28 protein-coding genes are annotated in these 25071 nt (G+C 57.8%); 10 read left to right on the forward strand and 18 right to left on the reverse strand.

From position 1 onward, the window contains the following. Positions 1–115 precede the first annotated feature (115 nt). From QEN71_RS10180 to QEN71_RS10205, 6 genes are all read right to left on the reverse strand, one after another. A complete protein-coding gene (locus QEN71_RS10180) occupies positions 116–1858 on the reverse strand; it encodes an ABC transporter substrate-binding protein (RefSeq protein WP_201649167.1) in 1743 nt (580 codons plus the stop codon). An 85-nt stretch (positions 1859–1943) separates the two neighbouring features. Then, positions 1944–2225: a DUF2160 domain-containing protein gene (locus QEN71_RS10185; protein ID WP_201649166.1), complete on the reverse strand. Its 282-nt coding sequence runs from the start codon at positions 2223–2225 to the stop codon at positions 1944–1946. Then, the gene (locus QEN71_RS10190) at positions 2225–3037 is read right to left on the reverse strand and encodes a carbohydrate ABC transporter permease (protein WP_028365391.1); all 813 of its coding nucleotides are present in this window, start codon (positions 3035–3037) and stop codon (positions 2225–2227) included. The genes QEN71_RS10185 and QEN71_RS10190 overlap by 1 nt, the downstream gene beginning before the upstream one ends. After that, entirely contained in the window at positions 3030–3923 is an 894-nt protein-coding gene (locus QEN71_RS10195) for a carbohydrate ABC transporter permease (protein WP_201649165.1), read from the reverse strand. The genes QEN71_RS10190 and QEN71_RS10195 overlap by 8 nt, the downstream gene beginning before the upstream one ends. Further along, positions 3923–5032 carry an ABC transporter ATP-binding protein gene (locus QEN71_RS10200; RefSeq protein ID WP_201649164.1) on the reverse strand — a complete coding sequence of 370 codons (1110 nt, stop codon included), beginning with the start codon at positions 5030–5032 and terminating at the stop codon, positions 3923–3925. The genes QEN71_RS10195 and QEN71_RS10200 overlap by 1 nt, the downstream gene beginning before the upstream one ends. Then, the gene (locus QEN71_RS10205) at positions 5019–6131 is read right to left on the reverse strand and encodes an ABC transporter ATP-binding protein (RefSeq protein WP_201649163.1); all 1113 of its coding nucleotides are present in this window, start codon (positions 6129–6131) and stop codon (positions 5019–5021) included. Before QEN71_RS10205 ends, QEN71_RS10200 begins: the two co-directional genes overlap by 14 nt. Before the next feature lie 876 nt (positions 6132–7007). On the opposite strand from QEN71_RS10205, the gene QEN71_RS10210 reads away from it, so the two are divergent. The 4 genes from QEN71_RS10210 (at position 7008) to QEN71_RS10225 (ending at position 11397) form a co-directional block, all read left to right on the forward strand. Continuing rightward, complete coding sequence (locus tag QEN71_RS10210; protein ID WP_201649162.1) at positions 7008–8402, forward strand: FAD-binding oxidoreductase; 1395 nt, start codon at positions 7008–7010, stop codon at positions 8400–8402. A 109-nt stretch (positions 8403–8511) separates the two neighbouring features. Then, positions 8512–9345: a DMT family transporter gene (locus QEN71_RS10215; protein WP_201649353.1), complete on the forward strand. Its 834-nt coding sequence runs from the start codon at positions 8512–8514 to the stop codon at positions 9343–9345. Between the two features lie 90 nt (positions 9346–9435). Then, entirely contained in the window at positions 9436–9960 is a 525-nt protein-coding gene (locus tag QEN71_RS10220) for a hypothetical protein (protein ID WP_201649161.1), read from the forward strand. A gap of 96 nt (positions 9961–10056) precedes the next feature. Next, positions 10057–11397, forward strand: a complete 1341-nt coding sequence (locus QEN71_RS10225) for a DUF2325 domain-containing protein (RefSeq protein WP_201649160.1) — start codon at positions 10057–10059, stop codon at positions 11395–11397. Positions 11398–11427: 30 nt separating this feature from the next. On the opposite strand, the gene QEN71_RS10230 is transcribed toward QEN71_RS10225, so the two are convergent. After that, positions 11428–11751 (reverse strand): winged helix-turn-helix domain-containing protein, encoded by a 324-nt coding sequence (locus QEN71_RS10230; RefSeq protein WP_201649352.1) that lies wholly within the window; start codon positions 11749–11751, stop codon positions 11428–11430. A gap of 167 nt (positions 11752–11918) precedes the next feature. Beyond that, complete coding sequence (locus QEN71_RS10235; RefSeq protein ID WP_201649159.1) at positions 11919–12410, reverse strand: molybdopterin-dependent oxidoreductase; 492 nt, start codon at positions 12408–12410, stop codon at positions 11919–11921. Between the two features lie 402 nt (positions 12411–12812). Between QEN71_RS10235 and QEN71_RS10240 the strand changes: the two genes are divergently transcribed. The 6 genes from QEN71_RS10240 to QEN71_RS10265 all read left to right on the forward strand — a co-directional run bounded on the left by QEN71_RS10240 (position 12813) and on the right by QEN71_RS10265 (position 16405). Next, a complete protein-coding gene (locus QEN71_RS10240) occupies positions 12813–14054 on the forward strand; it encodes a tyrosine-type recombinase/integrase (RefSeq protein WP_201649158.1) in 1242 nt (413 codons plus the stop codon). 217 nt (positions 14055–14271) lie between these two features. After that, positions 14272–14763: a hypothetical protein gene (locus tag QEN71_RS10245; RefSeq protein WP_201649157.1), complete on the forward strand. Its 492-nt coding sequence runs from the start codon at positions 14272–14274 to the stop codon at positions 14761–14763. A gap of 11 nt (positions 14764–14774) precedes the next feature. Next, positions 14775–14969: a hypothetical protein gene (locus QEN71_RS10250; RefSeq protein WP_201649156.1), complete on the forward strand. Its 195-nt coding sequence runs from the start codon at positions 14775–14777 to the stop codon at positions 14967–14969. Positions 14970–15047: 78 nt separating this feature from the next. Next, entirely contained in the window at positions 15048–15311 is a 264-nt protein-coding gene (locus tag QEN71_RS10255; RefSeq protein ID WP_201649155.1) for a hypothetical protein, read from the forward strand. Between the two features lie 108 nt (positions 15312–15419). Next, positions 15420–15788, forward strand: a complete 369-nt coding sequence (locus QEN71_RS10260; RefSeq protein WP_201649154.1) for a hypothetical protein — start codon at positions 15420–15422, stop codon at positions 15786–15788. Positions 15789–16048: 260 nt separating this feature from the next. Further along, a complete protein-coding gene (locus QEN71_RS10265; RefSeq protein WP_201649153.1) occupies positions 16049–16405 on the forward strand; it encodes a hypothetical protein in 357 nt (118 codons plus the stop codon). Between the two features lie 498 nt (positions 16406–16903). On the opposite strand, the gene QEN71_RS10270 is transcribed toward QEN71_RS10265, so the two are convergent. From QEN71_RS10270 to QEN71_RS10315, 10 genes are all read right to left on the reverse strand, one after another. Further along, on the reverse strand, positions 16904–17140 hold the full coding sequence (locus QEN71_RS10270) for a hypothetical protein (RefSeq protein ID WP_201649152.1): 237 nt from the start codon (positions 17138–17140) through the stop codon (positions 16904–16906). Positions 17141–17174: 34 nt separating this feature from the next. Beyond that, a complete protein-coding gene (locus QEN71_RS10275) occupies positions 17175–17372 on the reverse strand; it encodes a hypothetical protein (protein ID WP_201649151.1) in 198 nt (65 codons plus the stop codon). A 977-nt stretch (positions 17373–18349) separates the two neighbouring features. Next, on the reverse strand, positions 18350–18898 hold the full coding sequence (locus QEN71_RS10280; RefSeq protein WP_201649150.1) for a hypothetical protein: 549 nt from the start codon (positions 18896–18898) through the stop codon (positions 18350–18352). A 131-nt stretch (positions 18899–19029) separates the two neighbouring features. Beyond that, positions 19030–19209 (reverse strand): hypothetical protein, encoded by a 180-nt coding sequence (locus tag QEN71_RS10285; protein ID WP_201649149.1) that lies wholly within the window; start codon positions 19207–19209, stop codon positions 19030–19032. Positions 19210–19440: 231 nt separating this feature from the next. Next, entirely contained in the window at positions 19441–19590 is a 150-nt protein-coding gene (locus QEN71_RS10290; protein WP_201649148.1) for a hypothetical protein, read from the reverse strand. A 39-nt stretch (positions 19591–19629) separates the two neighbouring features. Continuing rightward, positions 19630–20910, reverse strand: a complete 1281-nt coding sequence (locus QEN71_RS10295; RefSeq protein ID WP_201649147.1) for a hypothetical protein — start codon at positions 20908–20910, stop codon at positions 19630–19632. Then, complete coding sequence (locus QEN71_RS10300; RefSeq protein ID WP_201649146.1) at positions 20903–21409, reverse strand: terminase small subunit-like protein; 507 nt, start codon at positions 21407–21409, stop codon at positions 20903–20905. Before QEN71_RS10300 ends, QEN71_RS10295 begins: the two co-directional genes overlap by 8 nt. Before the next feature lie 80 nt (positions 21410–21489). Beyond that, positions 21490–21777, reverse strand: a complete 288-nt coding sequence (locus tag QEN71_RS10305; RefSeq protein WP_201649145.1) for a hypothetical protein — start codon at positions 21775–21777, stop codon at positions 21490–21492. 39 nt (positions 21778–21816) lie between these two features. Next, positions 21817–23043, reverse strand: coding sequence for a hypothetical protein (locus QEN71_RS10310; protein WP_201649144.1), 1227 nt, complete (start codon positions 23041–23043; stop codon positions 21817–21819). A 4-nt stretch (positions 23044–23047) separates the two neighbouring features. Beyond that, the gene (locus tag QEN71_RS10315) at positions 23048–25060 is read right to left on the reverse strand and encodes a transglycosylase SLT domain-containing protein (protein WP_201649143.1); all 2013 of its coding nucleotides are present in this window, start codon (positions 25058–25060) and stop codon (positions 23048–23050) included. Positions 25061–25071 lie beyond the last annotated feature (11 nt).

A 25071-nucleotide genomic window follows, 5' to 3' on the forward strand; every position in this document is an offset into this window, starting at 1 on the left:
AACGCACAAATCATGCTCAATTGCCACTGCTTTTAATTGCGATTAAAGGTCCAATAAAAAAAGCGGCGTCTTTCGACGCCGCCTTTAAACCTTCTCGCTTATTTGCTTAAGACGCTTAGCGCACCTTGCCTGCCTTCCATGCTGCGAGCAACTGGTCGTACTTGACCGTTTCGCCCTTCGGCTTTTCATTCGCGAGCTTCTTCCACGGCGCGTGCTGATCGGAGAGCCACTTCGACGGATCGCTTTCCGCATTCAACTCCGGCGCACAGACTTTCATCCCTGCGCGCTGCAAACGGCCCAGCACCTGGTCCATTTCCTTCGCGAGGTTGTCCATTGCGGCTTGCGGTGTCTTCTCGCCGGCAGCAGCCGTTGCGACGTTCTTCCACCACAATTGCGCCATCTTCGGATAGTCGGGGACGTTATTGCCCGTCGGCGTCCATGCAACGCGCGCCGGACTGCGATAGAACTCGATCAGGCCGCCGTATTTGTCCGCATTCTTGGTGAAGTAGTCGCTATGAATGTCGGAATCGCGAATGAACGTAAGACCAACGATCGACTTCTTCAGCGACACCGTCTTCGACGTGACGAACTGCGCGTAGAGCCACGCAGCCGCGCGCTGGTTCGCAGGCGTCGACTTGAAGAAAGTCCACGAACCAACGTCCTGATAGCCGTTTTGCATGCCGTCCTTCCAGTAGGGGCCATGCGGCGACGGCGCCATCCGCCACTTCGGCGTACCGTCCGCGTTCGTGACGTTACCGGGTTTCAGCATCGAGGCAGTGAATGCCGTGTACCAGAAGATCTGCTGGGCGATCTTGCCTTGCGCCGGCACCGGGCCCGCCTCGCTGAACGTCATACCCGACGCTTCGGGCGGCGCATACTTCTTCAGCCAATCGACGTATTTCGTCGTGGCGAACACGGCTGCGGGACTATTCGTACCACCGCCGCGCGACACGGATGCACCGACGGGGTGACATCCATCCGGTGTCACGCGAATGCCCCATTCGTCGACGGGAATGCCGTTCGGAATACCTTTATCGGCTTCACCGGCCATCGAAAGCCATGCGTCGGTGAAGCGCCATCCCAGCGACGGATCTTTCTTGCCGTAATCCATGTGACCAAAGACCTTTTCGCCGTCGATGGTCTTCACATCGTTCGTGAAGAAGTCTGCGATATCTTCATACGCCGACCAGTTAACCGGCACACCGAGGTCATAGCCATACTTCGCCTTGAACTTGTCCTGCAAGTCCTTGCGCGCGAACCAGTCCGCGCGGAACCAGTAGAGATTTGCGAACTGCTGGTCCGGCAATTGATAGAGCTTCTTGTCCGGCGCAGTCGTAAAGCTCGTGCCGATAAAGTCCTTCAGATCGAGGCCCGGATTCGTATACTCCTTGCCCTCGCCTGTCATGTAATCGGAGAGCGGCACGATCACACCATAGCGATAGTGCGTGCCAATCAGGTCCGAGTCCGAAATCCAGCCGTCGTAAATGCTTTGACCCGACTGCATCGACGTCTGCAACTTTTCGACGACATCGCCTTCCTGAATGATGTCGTGCTTGACGGGAATCCCGGTGATTTCCGTAAATGCCTTTGCAAGCGTCTTCGATTCATACATGTGCGTGTCGATCGTTTCCGACACCACGTGTACTTCCTTGACGCCTGCCGCCTTGAGTTTCGCAGCCGTGTCGATGAACCACTTCATTTCGTCCATCTGCTGCTGCTTGGACAGCGTGCTCGGCTGGAATTCGCTGTCGACCCATTTCTGCGCTTCGGGCGTGCCCGCAAGCGCAGCGTGATTCGCACATGCCCCCGCGACCACTCCTGCCACTGCAAGCGCGACGATCCGTCTCCTGTGTTGCATGGTCTTCTCCTGTCTCCACACCCCTTATGGATCATCAGCCGATTGCCGCCCGGGGCATCAACGGAACCGGTTTGTTCTTACTCTTCTATCCTCGCCACATGATCGCGAGCAGCACGACAACGGATGCCGCAAAGCCCGGCCATGCGCTTGCGCCCTCGCCGCTGATGGCGATCCATGCGAGATTCACATACGCCGCTGTCAACAGGCCGATAAAGAGCCGGTCGCCGCGCGTCGTGGCAATCGGCAAAAAGCCTTTGCGTTCGATAGTCGGTGCGCGCAGTTCCCAAAGCGTCATTCCCGCAAGCATCACGACGACGCAGCCAAAGAAGATCGCGACTTCCGGTGTCCAGTACATCCACTTGAACATCACACTCTCCCCATCGCAAAGCCCTTCGCGATGTAGTTGCGCACGAAATAGATAACGAGGGCGCCGGGAATGATCGTCAGCACGCCGGCGGCCGACAGCACGCCCCAATCCATACCCGCTGCCGATACCGTGCGCGTCATCACGGCTGCGATCGGCTTCGCGTTCACCGTAGTCAGCGTGCGCGCGAGCAGCAATTCGACCCAGCTGAACATGAAGCAGAAGAACGCCGTCACGCCGACACCCGCCTTGATGAGCGGCAAGAAGATCTTGATGAAGAAAGCGGGAAACGAATAACCGTCGATATATGCGGTCTCGTCGATTTCACGCGACACACCCGACATGAAGCCTTCGAGAATCCACACGGCGAGCGGCACGTTGAACAACATATGCGCGAGTGCAACGGCGACATACGTGTCCATCAAACCGACGCTCGAATAGAGCTGAAAGAACGGCAAAAGAAACACAGCGGGCGGCGTCATCCGGTTGGTGAGCAGCCAGAAGAACATGTGCTTGTCGCCGAGAAAGCGATAACGCGAGAACGCGTACGCAGCCGGCAATGCGACGAGCACCGACATCACCGTATTCATCAACACATAGACGATCGAGTTGATGTAGCCCCAGTACCACGACGGGTCGGTGAAAATGATCTTGAAGTTGTCGAAGGTCACGTGATGCGGCCAGATCGAAAACGCCGACATCGTTTCTTCGTTCGTGCGTAGCGAAATCGACAACATCCAGTACAAAGGAATCAGCGCGAATGCAATATAGACGAGCAATACGAGCGCGCGTATCCAGCGGCGATTGTCACGCATTGTCTTCTCCCGTCGTTGCAGGACCGCCCTTGCCTACGCGCTCCATCCAGTTATAAAGAATGAAGCAGAGCAAAAGAATGATCAGGAAGTAGATCAGCGAAAACGCTGCCGCAGGACCAAGATCGAATTGGCCGACGGCTTTTTGCGTGAGGTACTGGCTAAGGAATGTCGTCGAGTCACCCGGGCCGCCGCCCGTCAATACGAAAGGTTCCGTGTAGATCATGAAACTGTCCATGAAGCGCAACAGCACCGCGATCATGAGCACGCCGCGCATCTTGGGCAACTGGATATAGCGGAACACCGCAAAGCGGCTGGCGCCGTCGATTTCCGCAGCCTGATAGAAGGCATCGGGAATTGCGCGCAAGCCTGCATAGCAGAGCAATGCGACGAGCGGGGTCCAGTGCCAGATGTCCATCACGAGCACGGTTACCCATGCATCGGTCGGACTTGCCGTGTAGTTGTACTCGACGCCGATGCGATTCAATGCATAACCAAGCAGGCCGATGTCGGGCCGCCCAAAGATCTGCCAGATCGTGCCGACTACGTTCCATGGAATCAGCAGCGGCATTGCGAGCACGACGAGAGCAGCCGATGCACGCCAGCCCGACGCCGGCATTGCAAGAGCGAGCGCGACGCCAAGCGGTATTTCGAACAGCAGCACGCACGCCGAGAAAATGATCTGCCGCCCCAATGCGCCGCGCAGATCGGGATCGGTCATGATGTTGCGAAACCATTCCGTACCGACGAACACATGCTGTGTCGGGCTGATGATGTCCTGCACCGAATAGTTGACGACCGTCATCAACGGCAATATCGCGGAGAACGCGACGCAAATGAATACGGGCACGACAAGCAGCCACGCTTTCTGATTGAGCGGCTTGTTCATCACGCGCCTCCTGCTGCGGCACGTACCGCGATGCGTTCGTCGTTGCTGAAATAAACGGTTTCGGGTGCGGCGACGCGCAACCACACAGGGCCATCCACGACGCGCAAATTAGGCTCCATCTTGGCGTTGAAAACGTGACCTTCGCAATTCGCCGTCACGAGCTGATAATTACCGAGCTGCTGTGCACGCGTGACTTGCGCCTTGACGGCACCGCTTTCGCCGTCATTGGCAAGGCGCACGAATTCAGGGCGAATGCCCAGCTTCAGATCGCCGTTCGTGTTCTTGAGCGTCGCAAGCGTATTCGGGTCGACAGCAATGCGCTGCGAACCGAGCTTGATCGCACTTTCATCCAGACTCACGGGGCACAGATTCATCCCCGGACTGCCGATGAAATAGCCGACAAACGAATGATCGGGCCTCAGAAATAGCGCTTCTGGGCCGCCCTTTTGCACGACGCGTCCATTGGTCATGACGACCACTTCATCGGCAAAAGTCAGCGCCTCGACCTGATCGTGCGTCACGTAGATCAGCGTGAGCTTCAGTTGCTGATGGATCTTCTTCAGTTGACGCCGCAGCATCCACTTCATGTGCGGATCGATGACGGTCAGCGGCTCGTCGAACAGAATCGCCGCGACGTCCTTGCGCACGAGTCCGCGTCCAAGCGAAATCTTCTGCTTCGCGTCCGCCGACAGATTGCTCGCCTTGCGCGGCAACTCGCGCGCCATATCAAGAATGTCGGCCACTTCGTGCACGCGCGTGCGAACTTCTGCCGTGGGCAGCCCGCGATTGCGCAATGGAAACGCCAGATTGTCGAACACGGTCATCGTGTCGTAGATGACTGGGAACTGGAACACCTGCGCGATGTTGCGTTCGCGCGCGCCCAATGTGGTGACGTCGCGCCCATTGAAAAGCACCTTGCCTTCCGAAGGCTTCACGAGACCCGACACAATGTTCAGCAAGGTCGATTTCCCGCAACCCGAAGGTCCGAGCAGCGCATAGGCGCCGCCGTCTTCCCAGACCATGCTCATCGGCTGCAAGGCGTAGTCGTCGAGCGATGCGGGATTCGGGCGGTATGCGTGCCCCAAGTTCTGAAACTCAATGCGCGCCATATGCCACCTCCTGCACCTTGGGACGCGCGACGAGATTGGCGTCCGCGCCGAACACGAACAGTTCGTCGGGGTCGATGTACACGTCCAGCTGCGTGCCGATCTCGATCTGATGCACGCCTTGCAGCTGCGCGACGAGGTCGATGCCGCCATGACGCGTGTGCAGGTGCAGATAGGTTTCCGAGCCGCTCAGTTCGGCGAGTTCGAGCAGGCACGGCACCGCGATCGAATGCGCATTGCGCGGCGCGAGACGCAGATGGCCTGGCCGTATGCCGATGCGACAGGTGCCCGTACCGACCGCCGTCGCGGCTGCGCGTCGCACAGGCACGTCGACGCCGATGGGCAGTCGCGCGTCGCCGTTCTCGAGCAGTTCGCTCGTCAGCATGTTCATGGGCGGATCGTTAAAGACGGCGGCCACGTCGACGTTCGCGGGCGCGTTGTAGACGTCGAGCGTCGGTCCGAACTGCAGCACGCGTCCCTTGTCGACAACGGCCGTGTAGCCGCCGAGCAACAGCGCTTCAAGCGGCTCCGTCGTCGCATAGACGACAGTCGTCTTGCCGTCGGCAAAGAGCGTCGTGAGTTCCGCGCGAAGTTCTTCGCGCAGCTTGTAATCGAGGTTCACCAGCGGCTCGTCGAGCAGCACGAGCGACGTGCGCTTGACGAGCGCGCGCGCCAGCGCGCAACGCTGCTGCTGCCCGCCTGACAGCTCGCCGGGACGTCGATCGAGCAGATGCTCGATATGCAGCTTCGACGCAACCTCGTTCACGCGGCGGCGAATGTCGGCGGCATCCGTCTTTTGCAGCTTGAGCGGCGACGCGATGTTGTCGAACACCGTCATCGCGGGATAGTTGATGAACTGCTGATAGACCATCGCGAGGTTGCGCTGACGCACGCTCACCCCCGTCACATCCTGGCCGTCAGCGAGGACGCGACCGGACGCGGGTTTATCGAGTCCTGCCATCACGCGCATCAGCGTGGTCTTGCCTGCCTGGGTCGGCCCCAGCAGTACATTGATCGCCCCCGGGACGAGCCGCAGATCGACGCCATACAGATGCGTCAGCCCGCCCGAAACGACGGTGACCCGCTCCAGTTCCAAAACCAAATTGCTCTCCTTTGTTCGATGCTTCTGAGGCAGCTTCGCTTTCTTCTGCTTTTTCTTGGGTACGGCTACAACAGTGATTCGCTTACGGCGTTGGCTTACGACGTTCGAAATCACCGGGCGACGCGAGTGCGCGGCCCGGTTTGCATACGAGAGGCAGGGCAAGGGATAGCGCCAGACAGGCGCCGGAGAAGCTGTTGTCGATCCATTGTCCCGATGGTTTTTTTATTCGGGTACTTCAAAAACAGACCCTAAGGCCGATGTTCAAAAAGGAAATCAAAACAACAGTAACAATGTTCTCTTTTGTTCGTTTACGTTTAAATCGGGGTTAACCATACAAAACACGAACAACCACCATCTACTGTACTTACGGACAGTAGAACAATCTATTACGCATTGACGCCTGTTTACTTACGGAGAGCAAGTTGGCGGTCAGCGTAACAGAAGAAACGCCGCCATCGTTTGACGATGAGTTCGGTTTGCATGCGCGAATGCACACTCTCCGGCAACGCGCCTGGTTCGCGGCACGGGCGTCATCGGCGGCGCTGAAATGAACGCGTCCAGCGACTCAAGACCCGCCGCGCAATACATGCAGCAATTACGCATTCAATCGAAATCATCACACGTCGCTAAAGACGCTATTTACGAAGTACTCCATCCGTGACGGAATGCAAAAAATGCCTTGTTTCAAGGGGTTTTCCTGCTTGCCGGTCCACCTCTAAAGGCGTTTTGCGAAGCGAAATGACGAATGCGGGTATACGTTAATTTGTACACGCCGGTCAGCCCCGTTTACTGCAATGAAAGCCAGGTCGTCCGAACTACTTTGATCAGACATGATCGAGGGGTTCGGACGTTGTTTGTTCGTACCGGAGGTGTAGCATGGCGAATCTGTCCAGCAGTGCAATCGACGAATTCAAAGCTCTCACGCGAGGCCAGGTCGTATTGCCCGGCGATCCATCGTTCGACGAAGCGCGCAGCATCTGGAATGGCATGATCGATCGTCGCCCCGCGATCATCGTTCGCTGCGCGGGCACAGCCGACGTGCGTCGCGCTGTCAATTTCACGCGCGACAACAAGCTGCTGCTTGCCGTGCGCGGCGGCGGCCACAACATTGCTGGCAGCGGCGTGTGCGAAGACGGCATGCTGCTCGATCTTTCGCTGATGAAATCCGCTCGCATCGATCCCATTGCGCGGCGCGCGTATGTCGAGCCCGGTTGCCTGTTGCGCGACTTCGATCACGAAGCACAAGCGTTCGGCCTCGCCACGCCGCTCGGTATCAATTCGACAACGGGCGTCGCCGGCCTGACGCTCGGCGGCGGCTTCGGCTGGATCAGCCGGCGCTTCGGCATGACCGTCGACAACCTGATTTCAGCCGACGTCGTCACCGCCGACGGCGAAATGATCCACTGCAGCGCCGATTCGCACGAAGATCTGTTCTGGGCCATTCGCGGCGGCGGCGGCAACTTCGGCGTCGTCACGATGTTCGAGTTCCGGCTGCATGAAGTCGGTCCGGAAGTGTATGGCGGCCTCGTCGTGTTGCCGATGGATCAGGCGCGCGACGCGCTCGTCAAATACCGCGCGGCGTTCGAAACATGGCCCGACGAATTGACCGTCTGGGCTGTCGCGCGCTTCGCGCCGCCGCTGCCTTTCCTGCCCGCCGACGTGCACGGCAAGCCGATCATCGCGTTCGCCGTCTGCTATACGGGGCCCGTCGCGAACGGTCCCAGCGTGGTCGACGAAGTGCGCAAGTTCGGCACGCCGTACGGCGAACATCTCGGGCCGATGCCGTTTACCGCATGGCAGCAGGCATTCGATCCGCTGCTCACGCCCGGCGCGCGCAACTACTGGAAGTCACACAATCTGGCGACGCTCGACGACGGCCTGATCGACGCATTCGTCGATGCAATCGGCAATCTGCCATCGCCGCAGTGCGAGATCTTCTTTGGCGCGATCGGCGGACAAACGATGCGCGTCGCACCGGATGCGACGGCTTACTCGAATCGCGATGCGAAGTACGTGATGAACGTGCACGGCCGCTGGACAGAGGCCGACGACGACGAACGCTGCATCGCGTGGTCGCGTGCATTCTTCGATGCATCGGCGCCGTTTGCGCTGGGCAGCGTCTACGTGAACTTCATGACGGAAGAAGAATCGGGCCGCGTGGGGGCTGCGTATGGTCCGAACTACGAACGCCTCGTTGCAGTGAAAGACCGTTACGATCCTCAGAACCTGTTCCGGCATAATCAGAACATCAAGCCGTCAGCAATGGCCTGAGTGCCTTTCGCACGATGTATCCAACGTGCCGGATGGCGACATGCTTGCCATCCGGCATCGTTTTTTCAACGCCCTTCTTTCACCGATGCAGATTGCCGCAAACCGTTCCATGCCGCGCATGCGCATCGTCTTGCTGACGATCGTCGCGATGTTCGCCTTCGCGGGCAATTCGCTGCTATGCCGCGTGGCACTGAAAGGCACGTCGATCGATCCCGCAACATTCACGTCGGTGCGCATCGTGTCGGCGGCGATCGCGTTGTGGATCGTTCTGCGCACGCGCGGCGAATCGCAGCGCATCGGGGGCAACTGGCTGTCTGCGTTCGCGCTGTTTGCGTACGCAGCGGCGTTTTCGTTTGCGTATGTCTCGCTGGCGGCAGGCACGGGTGCGCTGCTGCTGTTCGGCGCGGTGCAGGCAACGATGATCGGCTACGCGCTTGCGCGCGGTGAACGTCTGCGCGCGTTGCAATGGATCGGCCTGATATGCGCGCTCGCGGGACTCGTCGCTCTCGTGCTGCCGGGCGTCAGCGCGCCGCCTCCGCTCGCGTCGCTGCTGATGCTGTGCGCGGGCATCGCATGGGGCATCTATTCGCTACGCGGCAAACGCGCCGCCGATCCCACTGTCACCACGGCCGGCAATTTCATTCGCGCAATCCCCTTCGCGATAGCGATCAGCGCCGCCATGTTCACCCATGCGTCGATCGATAAAACCGGCCTGCTTTTCGCGGCGATTTCGGGCGCGTTGACGTCGGGCGTCGGCTATGTGATCTGGTATGCCGCGCTCAAGCACATCCCGTCCGCTACGGCTGCAACCGTGCAACTGAGCGTGCCGCTGATCGCCGCGGCAGGCGGCATCGCGCTGCTCGCCGAACCGCTGACGGCGCGCCTCGCGCTGAGCGCGCTCGCGATACTGGGCGGCATCGCGCTCGTCGTCGTGCGCCGCTGACTTCGAATTGACCGATAAAACTGCGGAATATCCTGCGCACCGATATATCCGGTAGAATACATCGATAGTTCGAAGCTCGGGAGAAACGGGGTGGACAGCACTCGTCGCAAGGCACAAACGGATGCGCTATCCACGAAGATCAGCACGCTCAAGCCTTTATCGGGCGATGTGCGGGCGCAGCAGATCCGCGACGTCGTCGATGGATTCAGGCGTTTGCGCAGCAGCGTCACGCGTTTCGTGCAGATGTTCGCCGCCACGCGCAACTCGGCGCTCGCCGCCGACGGCCTGTCTTCCGCGTCCTTACGCGAGTTGCTGGGAATGCTCGCGAGCGAAGCACAAGCGGCGCGCTTTGCGCGGCTGCGTGAACTGAAAATCGCAATCCGTCAGGCACGTGTGCTCGAACGCACGCGCGACGCCGTGTTTTCCGAGTCGTTCAGTACGGACCCAACCGCGATGCGCGAGACGGTCACGGCGCTGGAGCGCGTCGATGCGATTCTCGTGGGACTGTGCGTCGAACACGTGCTCGAACGGCACAAACCGGCGCCGCCGCGTACGGTCGCTCTCAAGCGCCCGCCGCTGCCCACGCGCCGACGCCAGCCGGAACCCGTGCACTGATCGCGCGGAATCGCATTCGATATATTCAGTGGTATATTTCGGTCATCTGCTCGCGCATCCACCCCGGTCCGCTCAACTGTCCGGATAGAGGTCACCATGCACGCACCGCCCTTTCGTCTTGCCCGTACGACCAGCCTCGATACGCCTGTAAATGCCGCCCATCGCACTGTTGAAGGGCGCGCCGATCCCTGTTGCGCGCCTTCGAAAGCACAGCTCGCGGACCTGAAACGACGCACTCGCCTCGCCGAACTGGACTCGCATCTGCATTGTTCGATCATCGGCACGTGCCTGAGCACGCATGAATTGCGCAAGCTCGTGCCGAAGTACACGAGCCTCGACCGTCAGCGTGCGAGCGACCTCGAAATTCATCACACAGCCGTCGAACTCGCGATCGAAGGCGGCGCAGGCGGCAAGGCGCTGCAGAAAGCGCTCGACGAACGCTATGCCGGCGCGATCCGGCTGTTCGACAAGGCGAAAGATCCCGATGCCGTGCTCGCGCTATGGAAGGAAGCGCTGAAGAACGGCGACATCCCGCCCGCCTACTGGGCGCTGATGACGCATTCGCAAACGACGATGAGCGTGCGGCAAACGGCCTTCGGCGATCTGCACATGCTGTCGCATCTGGTCGGTGCCGCGAATCGCGCGGACATCCGGCGGCTCGTTGCGCTGGAGGAAGAGAACGCGTCGTTGCGCGCGAAGATCGATCGGCAGCAGAGCCGCTTGCAGGAGATGAGCTTGCAGCGCGACACGGCCGCGCACGAACTCGAAGCGCGCGCCGCGCATGCCAAAGCGCAGGATGCCGATAGCGACGACGCGCTGCGCGCCGAAGTCCTCACGCTGCGCGAAGCGCTGACGGCACGCGACGAACGGCTCGCGCTTCATACAAACCGCCGCGAGGCAGCCGAACAACGCGCCGCCGCCGAACACGAAAGCGCACGCGCATTGCGTGAGAGGCTCGATGAAATGGACGCGCTCGTGAAGACGCTGCAAGCCGAAGCGAGCGCGCTCGAACGCACGCTTCATATTGCGGCGAGCGAAGACGACGCGTCACAAGGTTCGACAGCTTCGCTGCCGATTCTGGACCGCATGCGTATCGTGTATGTCGGCGGACGGCCGGGATCGAATGCGGCCATCAGACGGATCGTCGAATCGGCGGGCGGTGAGATTACCGTGCATGACGGCGGCATCGAAGATCGCAAGGGGCTGCTGGCGGCTGCGCTGCCGGGCGCGGACATGGTCGTGTTTCCCGTCGACTGCATCGATCACGACTCGATGAACATGCTCAAGCGCGTGTGCGAACGTAGCCACGTCGCGTGGTATCCGCTGCGAACTGCGAGCGTCGCGAGTTTCGTCGAACTGATGGGCCGGCTCAATGCCGATGCGCGAACCAACACGCAGCCAGGCGGCTCGCCGCGCTTTTGTCTGCGGCACGGCTAAAAAACGTCACACCGCGTCGGCGCTAGTGAACTAGCGCCGCACCATCTTCGTGAGCGCGGCGATGTTGTCGGCGCACGCGGCATACGCTTGCGCCTCGATGCCGCGATACAGCCGGATGATCTCCTCACCGACAGGCGTCAGCACGCTGCCGCCGCCGCTCTGCCCGCCATGCTCGGACACCGTCGCGGGCGATTTCAGCGACCGGTTCAACTCATCCATCAACAGCCACGCGCGTCGATACGACATGCTGAGGCTGCGCGCGGCCGCCGAAATCGAACCATGCTCGCGCACCGCTTCGAGCAGCGCGACTTTTCCCGGTCCGAGCGCGATCGTGCCCGCCTGCTGGATACGCATTCTGAAGCGCACCTCGGGCTTCGGATGTGCCGATGTTTTCATGTTTGTCTGCCGGTTGCCTCATGCGCGCAAGCATACACGATGCCATATGCGGCCAATCAATCGGCACTTGCACCAGTGCGGCCGCGCGCAGCCGTCGCGCGGCAACGGGTGCGGAGCTCAACGCATCACAATTCGAGCACGCGCGCGACGACACCCGACAGCCGTTTCACATGGCGCGGCGCAGGCAGGATATCGGCGGCTGAGAAGAGGATGGGCGCGCCGTCGTCGGCGGAAAGCGGCTCGTCGCCGCGTTCGAACGCAACCAGCACGCGCTCGCCGATCGGCGTATTGAACAGTTCATGCCAGGAGAAGGTGACCGCGTAGCCGTCGTGAGCGTGCGCAATGAAAACGGTGCGCTTGAAGTCGCCGGGATTGTCGTTGCGCAGGCCGGCCAGCTCGATCAGATCTTTCAGCAGCACGCCGCGATATTGATCGACCTTGCGGATGAAGCGGTTGGTCGTGTAGCAGCGCAGATCGAACGGATCGGCCGTGACGCTCGCGTGCTGCCGCAGATCGTCGAGCGTCACCCGCATCGGACGCAGAAACGCGCCCGCCAGCGTGACGACGCCTGTCGTCGTGTCCTGCAGCGGCAGCGCCGCGGTGCCCGTCTGTGCCATCGTCCGTCTCCGTTCCGTTGCGGCGCATTTGGCCGCGATGTATCGATGGCTATATTACGCTTCTCATGCGGCAACTGCCCAAGGCAGACGCGACATAGAGGGCATACTGGACGGCTTATGACATATCGGACATGCCGGACGCGCAGCTGCCGCGCGCGCCCGGCATCGAGGTAAAACCCTTACTGATCGACGCCGACGATCACGCCCACAATTTCGTACTCTCCCGCCCATCCTTGCCAGACAAGACTCAATCACGCTAAAAGCCTTATCTGGTAAGCGTTTCAAGCCAATCACAATCGACTAATGTGTCATCTTGCGTCCGATTGCGTCCGTCTGCATCAAGGCAATTTCGAGGTAAAAACAAGGTAAGATTGTGGCGTAGTTCCACCTCTGGAGTACGCCATGACAGCCACCCTCACGCACGCGCATCTGCTTGCCGCCAAGCCCAAGGACAAGCCTTACAAAGTCGTTGATGACCATTCGCTGTATCTGTACGTGCCGGTATCCGGCAAACGTAAATGGAAATTCGATTTCCGGATCGGCGGCAAAACCTCAACGATTACGCTTGGGGATTTTCCCGCCATGACGTTGAAAGAGGCTCGCACGAAACGCGATGCGGCCCGCGAATTGGTAAAGGACGGGATAAATCCGCTTCTGCGAAAAGAGCAATTAAAGCAAGACAACATAAAAGCGGCAGAAAACACGGTTTATTCGATTGTCAAAAGCTGGTTCGATGCAGAAAAAATCCGCTTTTCTGACAGCTACCGGGATTCGGCCTCCCGCTATATCGAACGCTATCTGAACGATACCGCGTTCGGCAATCTACCCGCCCGCGACGTCAAACCGGCTCAGGTGTCCAAGTTTTTACAATCAATCGCAGTGAGAAACGGGACCAGCGGGGACGAGAGAAAGAAAACCGGTGCGCCGCATGTCGCAGTGCGGGTGCGCAGCTATTTAGACGGCGGATTCAGGCGGGCCATTACGCAAGAGATAGTCGAGCATAACCCCGTCTCTGCCCTGCGTTTCTCCGACGTTGCCAAGCTGCCTGAAACCCGCAATAACACGGCGCTTGACGATATCAACCTGAAACGCCTGATTGCCTCCATTGGCGTGACGCCCGCCAAGCCCCTTACCAAGCTGGCATTGCGGCTTCTGTTATTGACGGCTACCCGCACGGTAGAAGTGCGTGAGGCCCGCTGGCAAGAGTTTGATTTCAAGCACGCGCAATGGACCGTGCCCGGTGGACGCATGAAAATGAAAAAATCGCATATTGTCCCGCTCAGTCATCAGGCCATAACCGTACTTAAACAGGTCAAGGAATTAACCAAACGGGACAAACCGGATGATTTTGTGTTTCCGAATGAACGCGACCCCTCCCGTCCGCTCAGTCACGCAGTAATCAATAAACTGATTATCCGGGCCGGGTTTGGGGAAGGAGAAAACTGGTTCCGCGCGCACGGTTTCCGGGGCACGTTTGCGACATGGGCCGATGAAAATAACTTTACCGTCAAAGCCGTGGATAGAGCCTTGGCGCATGTCGAGAAAAATCAGGTGCGCCGCGCCTATTCCAAAGCGCAGCTACTACCCGAACGCCAGAAAATGATGCAAACGTGGGCCGATTTTCTTCAGACGATTGGACATTGATAAAATTCATCAATGTCTTATTGCGTCTGATAGCGTCATATCCTATACTATGTATGTCGAGCGAACTTGAGTCGCTGCTTTGACGAAGTACCCGGAATGGAGTCCGGCCAAATCAGCCTTTGCAGGCTGTGGGCGCGGACTCTTTTTTATTTCCGCTTCCCCTGCATGGCGGTTTGGTCGGCTCCGATTACTTACACCAAGGTAACTGGAGTTTTTCATGTCCAAACAATTGTCTGTCCTCTCTCTACTTCCTGCTCGCGACGAAAAGGAAGTGAAGGCGCGCATTGCTCGCGTCAGCCGTATCAAGTCCAAATTACTGTCAGTGCTGAAAAAGTCGAACGGCTATTTGTCTAGTTTCGAAAGGGAGCGTTATCAAGCTGAACCAGCCGCCTCGCTCGACTATCGACTCTACTGTATTGAACTTAACGCACTGAGTCAGTATCGAGACGATCTCCTTGCAGTTTGCGAGGGGGAAAAGCTCACTGACGAAGAACGCTCTATGTTTCAAAAACACGCGCACAGAATTAGCAACCAGATAGACGCCATGAACAAAGAGTTTTATTCGTCGGCGGAAAAATTCAGCGCCGCATTAGAAGGATGCGCGTTGCGTCCGCTGCCAGAAACTTGGCTCTACGGCAAACACGCACAACCTGAAGAACCTAGCAAGACTGCGCGCAAACCAAAACTTCAATTGATCACGACCGAATGAAGTTAGACCCGATGGAAATGGCGTTCGGGGTCGAGCTACGCATCCGCCCCGAACATGTCGCCTATGAAATGAGTATCTCCATGTCCGAACTGATCGACTTCATGAAGGACCGTAATTTCCCGCCTAGCGATGGAAACGACGGGAGGCCGTACTGGAGATTTTCAACCATCGCACCAGCGATGCTGGCGAACAAGAAAGAATCGTAGCCGTAGTACCTCGCGCCCTCCGGGGCGCTTCCCTTAAACCTGCAATGGAGTGCGACATGAGATTTAGGAGTGCTGTATATGACCATCGAACAAAACGGCCAGACGCTAGGAAAAAAGCTCCCGCAAGGTCGGCCCGCCAGACCAAAGCCGGTAACGATCGATCTTAACCAACCGGGGCGCTTGCGCGTGGGGCATCTGCTAACGCTGCTGTCCGTCTCCCATGATTCGTTCTATCGCAAGCTCAAGGCCGGGGCCATCCCCGCGCCATCGGGCCGTGATCCACGCCCCTACTGGAACACTGCCACCATTCGCGACTACCTAGCTGGAGGCCATCATGAGTGACAACACGAAGAACACAATCATCGCGTTTGTCTGCACGCTGGCAGCACAGGCGGCGCTGGTGTTGTTGCTCGCCATCGCCTTGGGCGTGCATGGCATCTAGGGGGCGCTATGGCTATCACGCTCACGACTCGAAAAAAGTGCAAGCGGTGTTTGCTGGTGAAGATAGCGGAACAGGATTTCTATATGCAGGGAGGCCGTTACCGTTCGATCTGCAAAACCTGTTACAGCGCTAACAACGCCCGCAACCGCGCAGCGAACCCCGAAAAGACCAAGGCGTATCAAAAGGCATGGCGGAAGCAAAATCCCGACTATCATCGGGAATGGAGCGCAGCGAACCCCGGCAAGCTGAACGAGTATCAGCGGCGGTCGCGTGTGAAGAAAGAGATTGCAATTGCACTTGATTGCACTCCTAACGACACACAATCATCCGCTTCGTCAAATGCTGGCGGCCCAAGCGGCGGGGCCAAAAAGGGGTGACCTATGGCTATCGCAATCACAAAGATGCAGAAGTGCAAGCGGTGCGGGGAATCCAAACCGCTGGAGACTGCATTCTCAAAAGCGGCCCGATGCAAGACAGGCTACCGGAAGACCTGCAAGCAATGCATGCGGGAGGGAATCAACCGCGAGAGTGCCAGCGCCGCCTCCAAGCTATGGCGGGACCACAACCGGGAACGCGCCAATCAATACTTGCGGGAGTGGCGCAAACGCAAGGCAGCGAACGGCACAGGGAGCGAGCGATGACACTAGACGATATCAAGGCGGCGGCAAGCAAAGGCACAATCACCATTCGTGGCGGCGGCATCCTGTACGGCGGCAACATCGGCAAACAGACGAGAGGTACAGAGGTTCATTTGCCCTACGCCAACGCAACGGTTATGTGCCTCTACACGCCATCGGCATCCGGCAAGCCCGAACACGCTACCTATGACTGGTATGTCAACAACGCCCCCCGCGATGAAGCCTTTGTAAAACACCTGCTGGATAGCCCCCAATGCCTCAATGCAAATGCCACGTGGGGGCGGGCCGGGGGAGACGCACACGTCTATAAGGACGATGAAGGAAAGATACAGAGTCAGGTGGACCGTCTCAAGTGACTGACGGCGCGACGATGGAGACAAAAGCCCCGCCAATCCAAAAAGGCTGCCATTGTTCAGCGATTGGCGGGGTCCGCGAGATATGCCCGTACTTCGGGGCCACTCGCCAGCAACCCCGGCTTGTAAGGCTAGACGCTGCAGGACAGATAGCAAACCGATTCTGGCAATGAAGTAGCCATGCCAATAGGTCACGTCCGGTCGTCTGGCTCGATTGATGCACGCGTCAGTTGCAAGCTGGCCTTCACCCGGTGCGGTGCCCATTCCTGCCAACGCGGCCCATGGTCGAGAATCCACGTACGGGCGTCAGCTTCGCTAGCGAACCCATGTACCTCGGTTTCAAATCCGTCCGGCCATGTGACCCGCACGAAGTAGGCGGATGCGCCAAGCCGATGCGGCACGAAAATTGGTTGATGATCGTAAGGCATGGTCCCTCACATGCGGTCTTCACATTTACCAATCGATATTAGCAAAGTCACCCGGAGCGTTGCAGGACAAGGGCTAGACAGACGGGGGGGCTTCAGCGGGCGGCGGGATTTCTTCCGCCCTGATCCTGCGGCGGATGATGCGGCGGTGCGCCAGTCCGGCCCGCAAGGTCTCATACATGGTGTTTAGCAGGCTCATGCCTACCACCACGTTGCCCTTGCCGGAACGCACGCGGGCCTGTTGATCGCGGATACGTTGAATGCCTTCGTGGATATGCCGATCCGCCAGCGCGAGGTGCTGGTGTTCATCCATACGCCCTCCATGTCGGTGAGGGCAGTATAGGTGTTCAACCGGACAATGCACGCCGCGCTGCCTCCAGTCTGTCGAGCGCTGCCGCGTAGTCATCTGACGGAACCGTGCTTGCCTTTATCAACAGTTCAGCATCGTGGATCGCCTTGAGTACTGAGTCCACCGCAAACCGTATCGTTGCCATGTCTCCCTCTCGCGCGGGGTCTGGCTCATGTGGCTTGATGTAGGTTTTCATTTGACAAACGCTCCCGTTGCACTAGACGTTTGAGATTCTATAAAAATTTCTGCCAATGGTTAGGGGGCGGCCCGCGACCCCCGCAAGGCGTTTCGCTTTTGGTCCGGCAAGGGGTCTGGCGCTGCATGGGGGCGCTACCATCGGCCTCCCGCTCTCTCATCCATGCGCGGGCATATGGGGAGGGGGCATTGGCATGGCGGGCCTATGGAGGCGTCTATGGGCTTGGGTGCGGACTTCGGGTTTTCGCAACCTTTCCCCGGTGAATCGTTCGGGTTTTCGCAAGTCCGAATCCCCATCAGGTGGACGGTTCTCCGGGAGCGGGTACACATAGGGGTGATTCACCCGGCCCGCCGCCGCTGCAATTGATTGCAACCTTCTGGGTATAGTAGTCGTGGCGACTATCGGGGCGGGGCAGAGACTAGGCGCTACGCCTATCGATGAGCGCTACGCTTATCGCCACGCCTAGTGACTGTAACTTCAGGCTACACCCTTTCGGTTTTTGCCACATTCCGCCACAACTGAAAGGCAGGAGCGGTGCAGCATCGCCCCATAACCTACGGCCAACTTTCAGTCATGCGATAAACCATTGATTTTGCGCATTTATTGCGCCGCATCGCAATTTGACATAAGGGAAACTGTGCACTTTTCGCGCTCCTCCATCGCGTTATCACCAATGGTGGCGCTGGAGGCGGAATGCACACGAAAAGAGAGATGCAGGGTTTTGGGCCGATACCCGCATGATATAGAGCATCGCTCACTACTCCGACCCGCCATGGAAAAATTCGCCTACCGAACAGCGCCGGATGCCCACTAATGCATCGCAAACGATTAAATATCGCCCAACTCTATTTCACGCGTTCGTCTGGCGCACAATGGTTCGCGTTTCCAGCGCCCTCTCCGCGCACGCGGGTGCCTAGCATGGGGAATGAATGTCGGCGTCCCGTATGGACGCGGTGTTTAACGTGGGAAACGTGGGCCTAAACCGCTAGCTCTGTTTCATCATCCGTCTGTGCCGTGCGCTCTATGGTTGCTCTGCGGTTAGAGGCGTTGTGTATGCCTGTAAATGGGTTACAGGGGAATCCGCTGGGGTGTCGTGGGTGTTGTGGGGGTGGGTTCTCTCTTAGTTCCTCTATCTTGTCTTTTGCCCGCCGCACTTCCTCTGCCCTGAGCATGTTTTCTATCTTTGCCCTTCTCTCTTTGTCTATCTGGTCTAGGTGTTTCTTTATTTGTTCGCTTTGTGCTTCTCTTTGCCGCCGCCGCATCTGCCTGTCCGCTTCCCTATTGCGTTCGTTCTCTTTCTCTTGCTCCCGCGCCTGTTGGATACAGGGTTTACATAGGCGGCTGTAGTAAGGTGATGCGGTGTTGGTTGCTGCCTTACTTATGAAGTCGTCTATAGGCTTTGTGTCTTTGCATTTTGTGCATTGCCTTGTTTCTGTTGCCCCGGCAAACCCCGCCACCGAATTTGACGAATCGGGTTGTTGTCCTTCGTTAGTACTGCAATCATGTGCAATTGCAATCTCTTTCACTGACGCGGGCCGCGATGGTGGACGCCATAGAGTGGGATGCAGCGCCGCCGCTATACAAAGCTGCATTGGAGAGGGATTGATTACCTTGGCTTTGGCTTGCGCGCGTTCGTTCGCGCGTCTCTGCTGTCTGTTCATGTCGTTGCGGCCTCCAGAATCGCCTGTGCTGTCTCACGGTCGATTAGCTCACCATCAATAACCCAACACGCGCCCACCTCGGTTAGGACATACGCGAGCAAATGGCCGTGAAACTCCATGCCAACGGTCTGCCCTGCCTCCATCGCGCGGGCCTCCAGTTCATCTAACAGGCTCATCGATGTTTCACTCCCTTGCAAGCTGCAATCTGATACCGGCTTGAGTATCCACTCGTAACACAGCGCCATCGCGCCGCCTCATCCATCGCACACCTGTAACACACGAACTTTTCCCGCCCCGATCCAAAGAAACTATGCGGGAGTAGTTCGCGACACTGCTTGCAAATGTGCTTGACCATCATTCACCCCTTAGCGCGCGGCGATAGCCCGCTTATGTGCGGGCGTGATCCGTTAGCGCTTGATAACGCTGTTCGGGTTGGCGGGCGTTGCCGTGTTGTGACGCATGGTGTTCATATTCCGGTGTTGCGGCGGTTGCGTGCCGGTCGTGCGGGGCGGCGGGTTGTCTCGAACTGCCGGGACGTTGTTCTCTTTCGTGCTCATGGTTTTCTCCGTTGAGAATAGGACTACTAAATCTTCGGGTCAAATTTCTGGGTTGAGTGTTACTAGAATGCTGTACATCATTGCATCCGCCAAATCATCGGCCCGCTTGTATGCCTTGGGGTCGTTGATGACGAATCCGCAAAACTGCGATATCAGGTGGTTGAGCGTTACATTCTTGTACGTTTGTTCTTTCTGCCGTGCGTACTCTGAGAGGCGCACCAGATTGCTATAGACAGGGCTACTACATTTGATTGCCCTATCGTTCTTACCCAAGGCTGTTAGTTCGCCGGGGATTGGATTGACGGGCCATCCTCTGTCTTGCCCCTCTTGAATCAAGATACTGCCGGATGCCTTGTCCTCTACCCATACCCCCGCCCCCCCATACCTGGCCCCGCATTGCTCTGCCAATTCATTAACATGACTCAGGACAGAGGGTAACCACGCCGTCAACGTGTTGCCCTTAACCTGCGTGATATCCCAATCCAGAATCACAAGCGGGGTTCCAGCAAATTGCGAACGCGCGAAGTAAACAACGGCGGTTCCATCGTGTTCTATTCCATCCTTAACGGCTGTATCGATGCACGCACCAACATAATCGCAATGCGCGGGATACGCCACCCCTATGCCGTCCTGCGTGAGATACGAGAGGTCAAAGAACGTTACCCCTGTGAAGTCTACAAACTCCGCTAGGTACTCTTGACGAAACACCAGCGGGTGCGTTGTTTCTTTTTTTCGCTCTAACTCTCTGGCCGGTAAATGGGGATTGCTGCTAGAGGGAGCATGAAAAACTTGCCAAGGTTCTGAGACATTCTGATTATGATTGATTTGCCAAAACCAGTTTTCGGGATTCACCCCTAGAGGCGTACCCGCGACAATCGCGCACCCTTCATAGTCGGTAAGGGTCGGCTCAATCGCGGTTTCCCATTGACGTTTCATCGTCGCATCTTTCGCTAAAGATGCCTCATCGATCAGCACACGATGAAACTTGCGCGAACGCCCCGCGTTTTCTTGAGTAAGGCTGAAGAAATCAATAACTGCATCATTCCGTAAAAAAATCTTTCTGTCAGTCTTTGACGATTTCTTGATTGCCGGGTCTAGATTTTCAACAAGATTGTCAAACATCGGATCAATCTTGTCATAATCCGGCCCAAATATTCCTACTCTCCAGCCATACCGCATGGTCCAGTTCGAGGCCATCGTCTCAAGCATGGTGGACTTGCCCCAGCGCCGCCCGCATCGAATGACATTGCGCCGGCCAAGCTGGTGATATATGCCGATCTGGCCGGGATGCAAAGGGTCCAACTTGATAGTTTTAGGCATCGTGCGTGCCTTCTTTCGGGGGGCTTGGGGGCGGTGTATCGGGCTTATGATCGTCCGGTGAGTACACGAATTTAACCGTGCTGTCATCGCCCGCGATCTGTCCGCCGTAGTGTGCGGGGTCACGACGCGATGCCAGCCACTGTGTGTGCTGTATGCGCATGGCGGCACGGCGTAGCTTCGCGGTCTCACTGACGGTCTTTTGCCCGTTGAACAGGTTATCGAGCATCGGAAAGACGCTATCAACCATGCCATCTACCTGAAAGGACAATGCCTCTCTATAGGCGTGGTCGTTTGCATCGCTCTTTTTGCGCCACGCGTGGAATGTCGATTCGGCGGGCATGCCGGGGCGCTTGCTCGCTTGCGCAACGGATTCGCCCCGCTTGATCCATTCCAGCATCGCCGCGAACTTGTCGGCGGGCATCGGCGCTGGGCCGGTTTTCGCCTTTTTCTTGGGAAGCTGTACTACCTTGCCGCCCTCTTTCTTTACAGTGATACCCATTGCTACCTCTATGCGTTGGCGTCCTCCATGACGGTTAGGGGGTTGGTGTTCAGGTGAGTGTGCTTTGTTTTGCTCCCCGCTTAGGCGCGGTGGATACCGGTGTTCGGATTGCCATCCAGACCAATAGGCGTTTCGAACTGGATATCGATGCTGGATGCCGTTGCATCGTTAATCAGCGCTGCCGCCAAATCGCGCTCTACCTCGCGCGAGAGGTCGGTAAGCTGTTGGAGATTCATCAACGCGACCCGATGCCGCCAAAGCTGCATAGCGTCGTTCTCCGCGCTTTCGGGCACTACCAGACTGTTCTCTGTGGCGTCCAGCAAGCGGTGCAGCATTGCTAACTTGTCGTGAATCGTCGGGGTGTACATGCTTCGTTCTCCTGCAATTAAATGCAATTGCAATCTCTTTCATGACGGGATGAAAAACTGATAGGCGCTCTTGTTCTGCCCCGCCAGTACTTTCTGTGCATATACCGCTGCGTTGGCGTCATAGGGTTGCGTAGTGAGAACATCAATTGTCGTGACCCACGCCAAACCGCTGGGGTTGCGGCTATCGCCTACGTGGCGCACCGCCGTTACCAGATAAGAACCCTGAAACGCTATGTTGTTCTTCGCCGTGTTGATCGATTCAACCGGCGGCGGTGGAACATATCCAACCTGCGCTCCCGTCCCGATGGTCAATTGCCCTTGCGGGATCGTCACATAGGCGCCTACCTTGATATCGCCTCTAAGCGTGCACGTAACTTGAATCTCAAGGGGTTCCGAATAGGTCGGTTGCCCGATCAAATCCACGGCGTAGATGGTCTTAGCCGTGGTCGGTGTCGTGCCATCCTGCAAAACGATGCTGTTATTCCAAAGGCTCATCCTCACGCCCATATACGCGGCGGTATCAGGGGCGTAGCCTCCAATGAGATTGATACTTGCCCTTCGCACGTAACCCGCGAGTTGCGATAGCTTCCCAAACACGGCGGTTACCGCTGTGCCCGTCCACACCAGCCCCTGATGCAAGGTTCCAAGGACGGAATATTGCGGATAAACATTCTGTATACAGGGCACAAGCGCATCCGTTAGGTGCTGTCCCGGTTGCCATTGAAAAACGATACCGGCAGGGTTCTGATTCGTTGTCGGTGCGGGGAGCGTGCTGGACGTCACCACACTACCCGTTACCTGATTCGAGGCCGGACTACTGCCCCCCGCCTGAATGTACATATCGAGCGTTTGCGATGTACCGACCCAGTTACCAAAGCACTGCAAAATCTGCCCTTGGCAAAGCGGCCCAATCTGTGCCGGGTTAGCGAGTGGCAGACCCTTCGCCATGCCGCCATAGATTGCAACGTTCATTCCGTTAAGATTCGCGCCTTGGCTGATCTCCTGCAACGACACACCATAGATGCGGAAATAGGCGTTTGCCAATGGTGCGTCAAGAAACCCCGTTGGAATATCAAACGTGACTCGCAACGCGTTCGCGTTGTTGGACGCCAGACGCGTGGGGCTACCGCCCTGATAGAGGCTCGAATAGGAGAACACCAGCGGGCTAAACGGCACACGAGAAAAGCCCGGCTTACCGTTGAGATTCGGTACCAGAATCTGGTTTGTCTTCGGGTCTGTAACCCTAATTGCGAAATAGCGTGACATGGCTTTATTGAGGCGATGAACCCATCGTTACGTTCGTGCTGGCTCCCGGTGGCGTGTTGACACGTACGTCTACTCGCACAGGGGCGCGTGCGCCGTCTGAGGGTTTTTCGCGCCGCGCATCCGGTCCACGGAATTGCGCCCCGCCGCCCTCCCGGAATACATCAGCAAGGCGGGTGAGAAACTTGTCCATACCCGACACAACGCCCATTTCAACGGCGTTGCTGGTCTGTTGCTGCGTGAGTGCCTTTGGCCCCGCCGACACATCGAACGACTCACCAGCGCCAAGCGTGCGCGGGTCAAGTTTCAAATTGGCATCGTTGCGTGCGTTGGCGAATGCATCATCGCGTTTCGAAAGGTCCAAACCATTGGCCTCCAAATCGCTCAGATACTTGCGGGTCTCATTAACTGCCTTGCCGGTGCCGAACTCGCTAAGGTGATGCCGCCAGTCATCACCATACTTCGCAATGGCTTTATCAAGCCCGCTGAAACCATCGTATGCGGCCCCCACCTTTGCATAGTCCCCCCGGTACTTACGCAAGAGAAACGCGATATACCGCGCCGCGCCCCCGGCACTCTCGTTTTCATCCAAGCGATTCGAAACCCCGAACGCGTTACCGGTGTCCTTGGTTAGCTGGAAAGGACCAGCGGGGCCGGAACTATCGTTCGTGTTGGGGCCGATGTTCTTTCCGCGCGATGATTCCTGCCGCTCAAAGTTATCCAGCACGCCGGGACGCAAGCGATAGAGGGATTCCCAACGCTTTAGCATTTCATCCCGCTTGGGGTCTGCCTTGAATCCCGGTGCATTGACTACGGGTTGCGTGGCATCGGGGATGCCGGGAAACCATTTGCGGATGGTGTCTCCGACCATACGAAAACCCGACACCGCATCATTGGGCTTGTACTGCGGCCCGCCGTTCTCAGGGCTTGTGTAGGTCGTGCCGTTGTTGAGAGTATCGGTAACATCGGCGGCCCCCTCTGCTACTGTCGCCAGCTTTGGCGCAAGCCATTTAATCAGGCTCTGCCCTGCAACCGTGGCGGCATCCGCAAGGTGTCCGAGTTGCGGCGCGGCTTTGGCAAGCTCGCTATTGAACGCGTTGCCGAATGTCGTCATGTCCGCACGTAGCTTCTGCATAAACGCGGTCGATTGATCGGCCGTTTTCTGATCGATGCGCATGGATTGCTGATCGGTCAGATACTTGGCGTGGGTGTCGTTCCATTGCTGGTCGGTCCAGCTCCCCGCCGCCCGCAACGTCTCATTGCCTAGCAGGTCATTAAAGCCTCTTGCGTTGGCAATCTGTGCAGCGGGTAATCCTTGGCTCTCCCACCCCTTGTATTGCTGCCCCGCTGCGCGCGCGAATGCAATTGCCAGTTCATCGGGGTCCAAGCCTTTGATTTGATCGACACTCAGGCCCGCTGCAATCAGAGGTTTCCAAAGCCTTGAATCCTCTTTCGCATTGGCAAAGTTTGAGATGTCCGAACGTTTCAGGCCCAAAGGCTGATAGTCGGATTCGAATGCATCCGCCGTACCAATCGGTAGATTAAGCTGCCGTGCCTCAAGGTTCTTTTTCGAGAGGTCATTGGTAGCATTCACGATTGCGCCGCCCGCCGCCAGCGCCGTGCCGCCCACTTTCAGAAAGTCTTTGCGCAGTCCGCTAAGGTTGGTCCAGCTTCGAATCGTCGCAACCAGACTGCGGTTTGTCTTGTCGGTATTCTTGAGAATCTTTTCCGAGTCCCGCGCCGCAAAGTGAATGTTTTGAGCGAACAGAAAGCTGTAGCTCTGCGTGCCCGTCATCTTGCTTGAGTTGACGATTTGCGCGGTATGGGCCATATGGGCGTCAAGTGCGGCGGCGCTGTCTGCGGCTTCGCGGGCATTCTGTGCACTACCCGCCCAAGGGTCTGCACCTTCCTTTGCTTCCTCCCGGTATTTCTCGAACTTCCGCAAAAATTCGGCGAACTGCGAATCGTCCACTGGGATTAAAAGCACGCCGTGTGTGTTCTCTGCCATCTTGCCGCCCATAGTAGTACTGA

The sequence above is a fragment of the Paraburkholderia sabiae genome (assembly GCF_030412785.1).
GTDB classification, from domain to species: domain Bacteria; phylum Pseudomonadota; class Gammaproteobacteria; order Burkholderiales; family Burkholderiaceae; genus Paraburkholderia; species Paraburkholderia sabiae.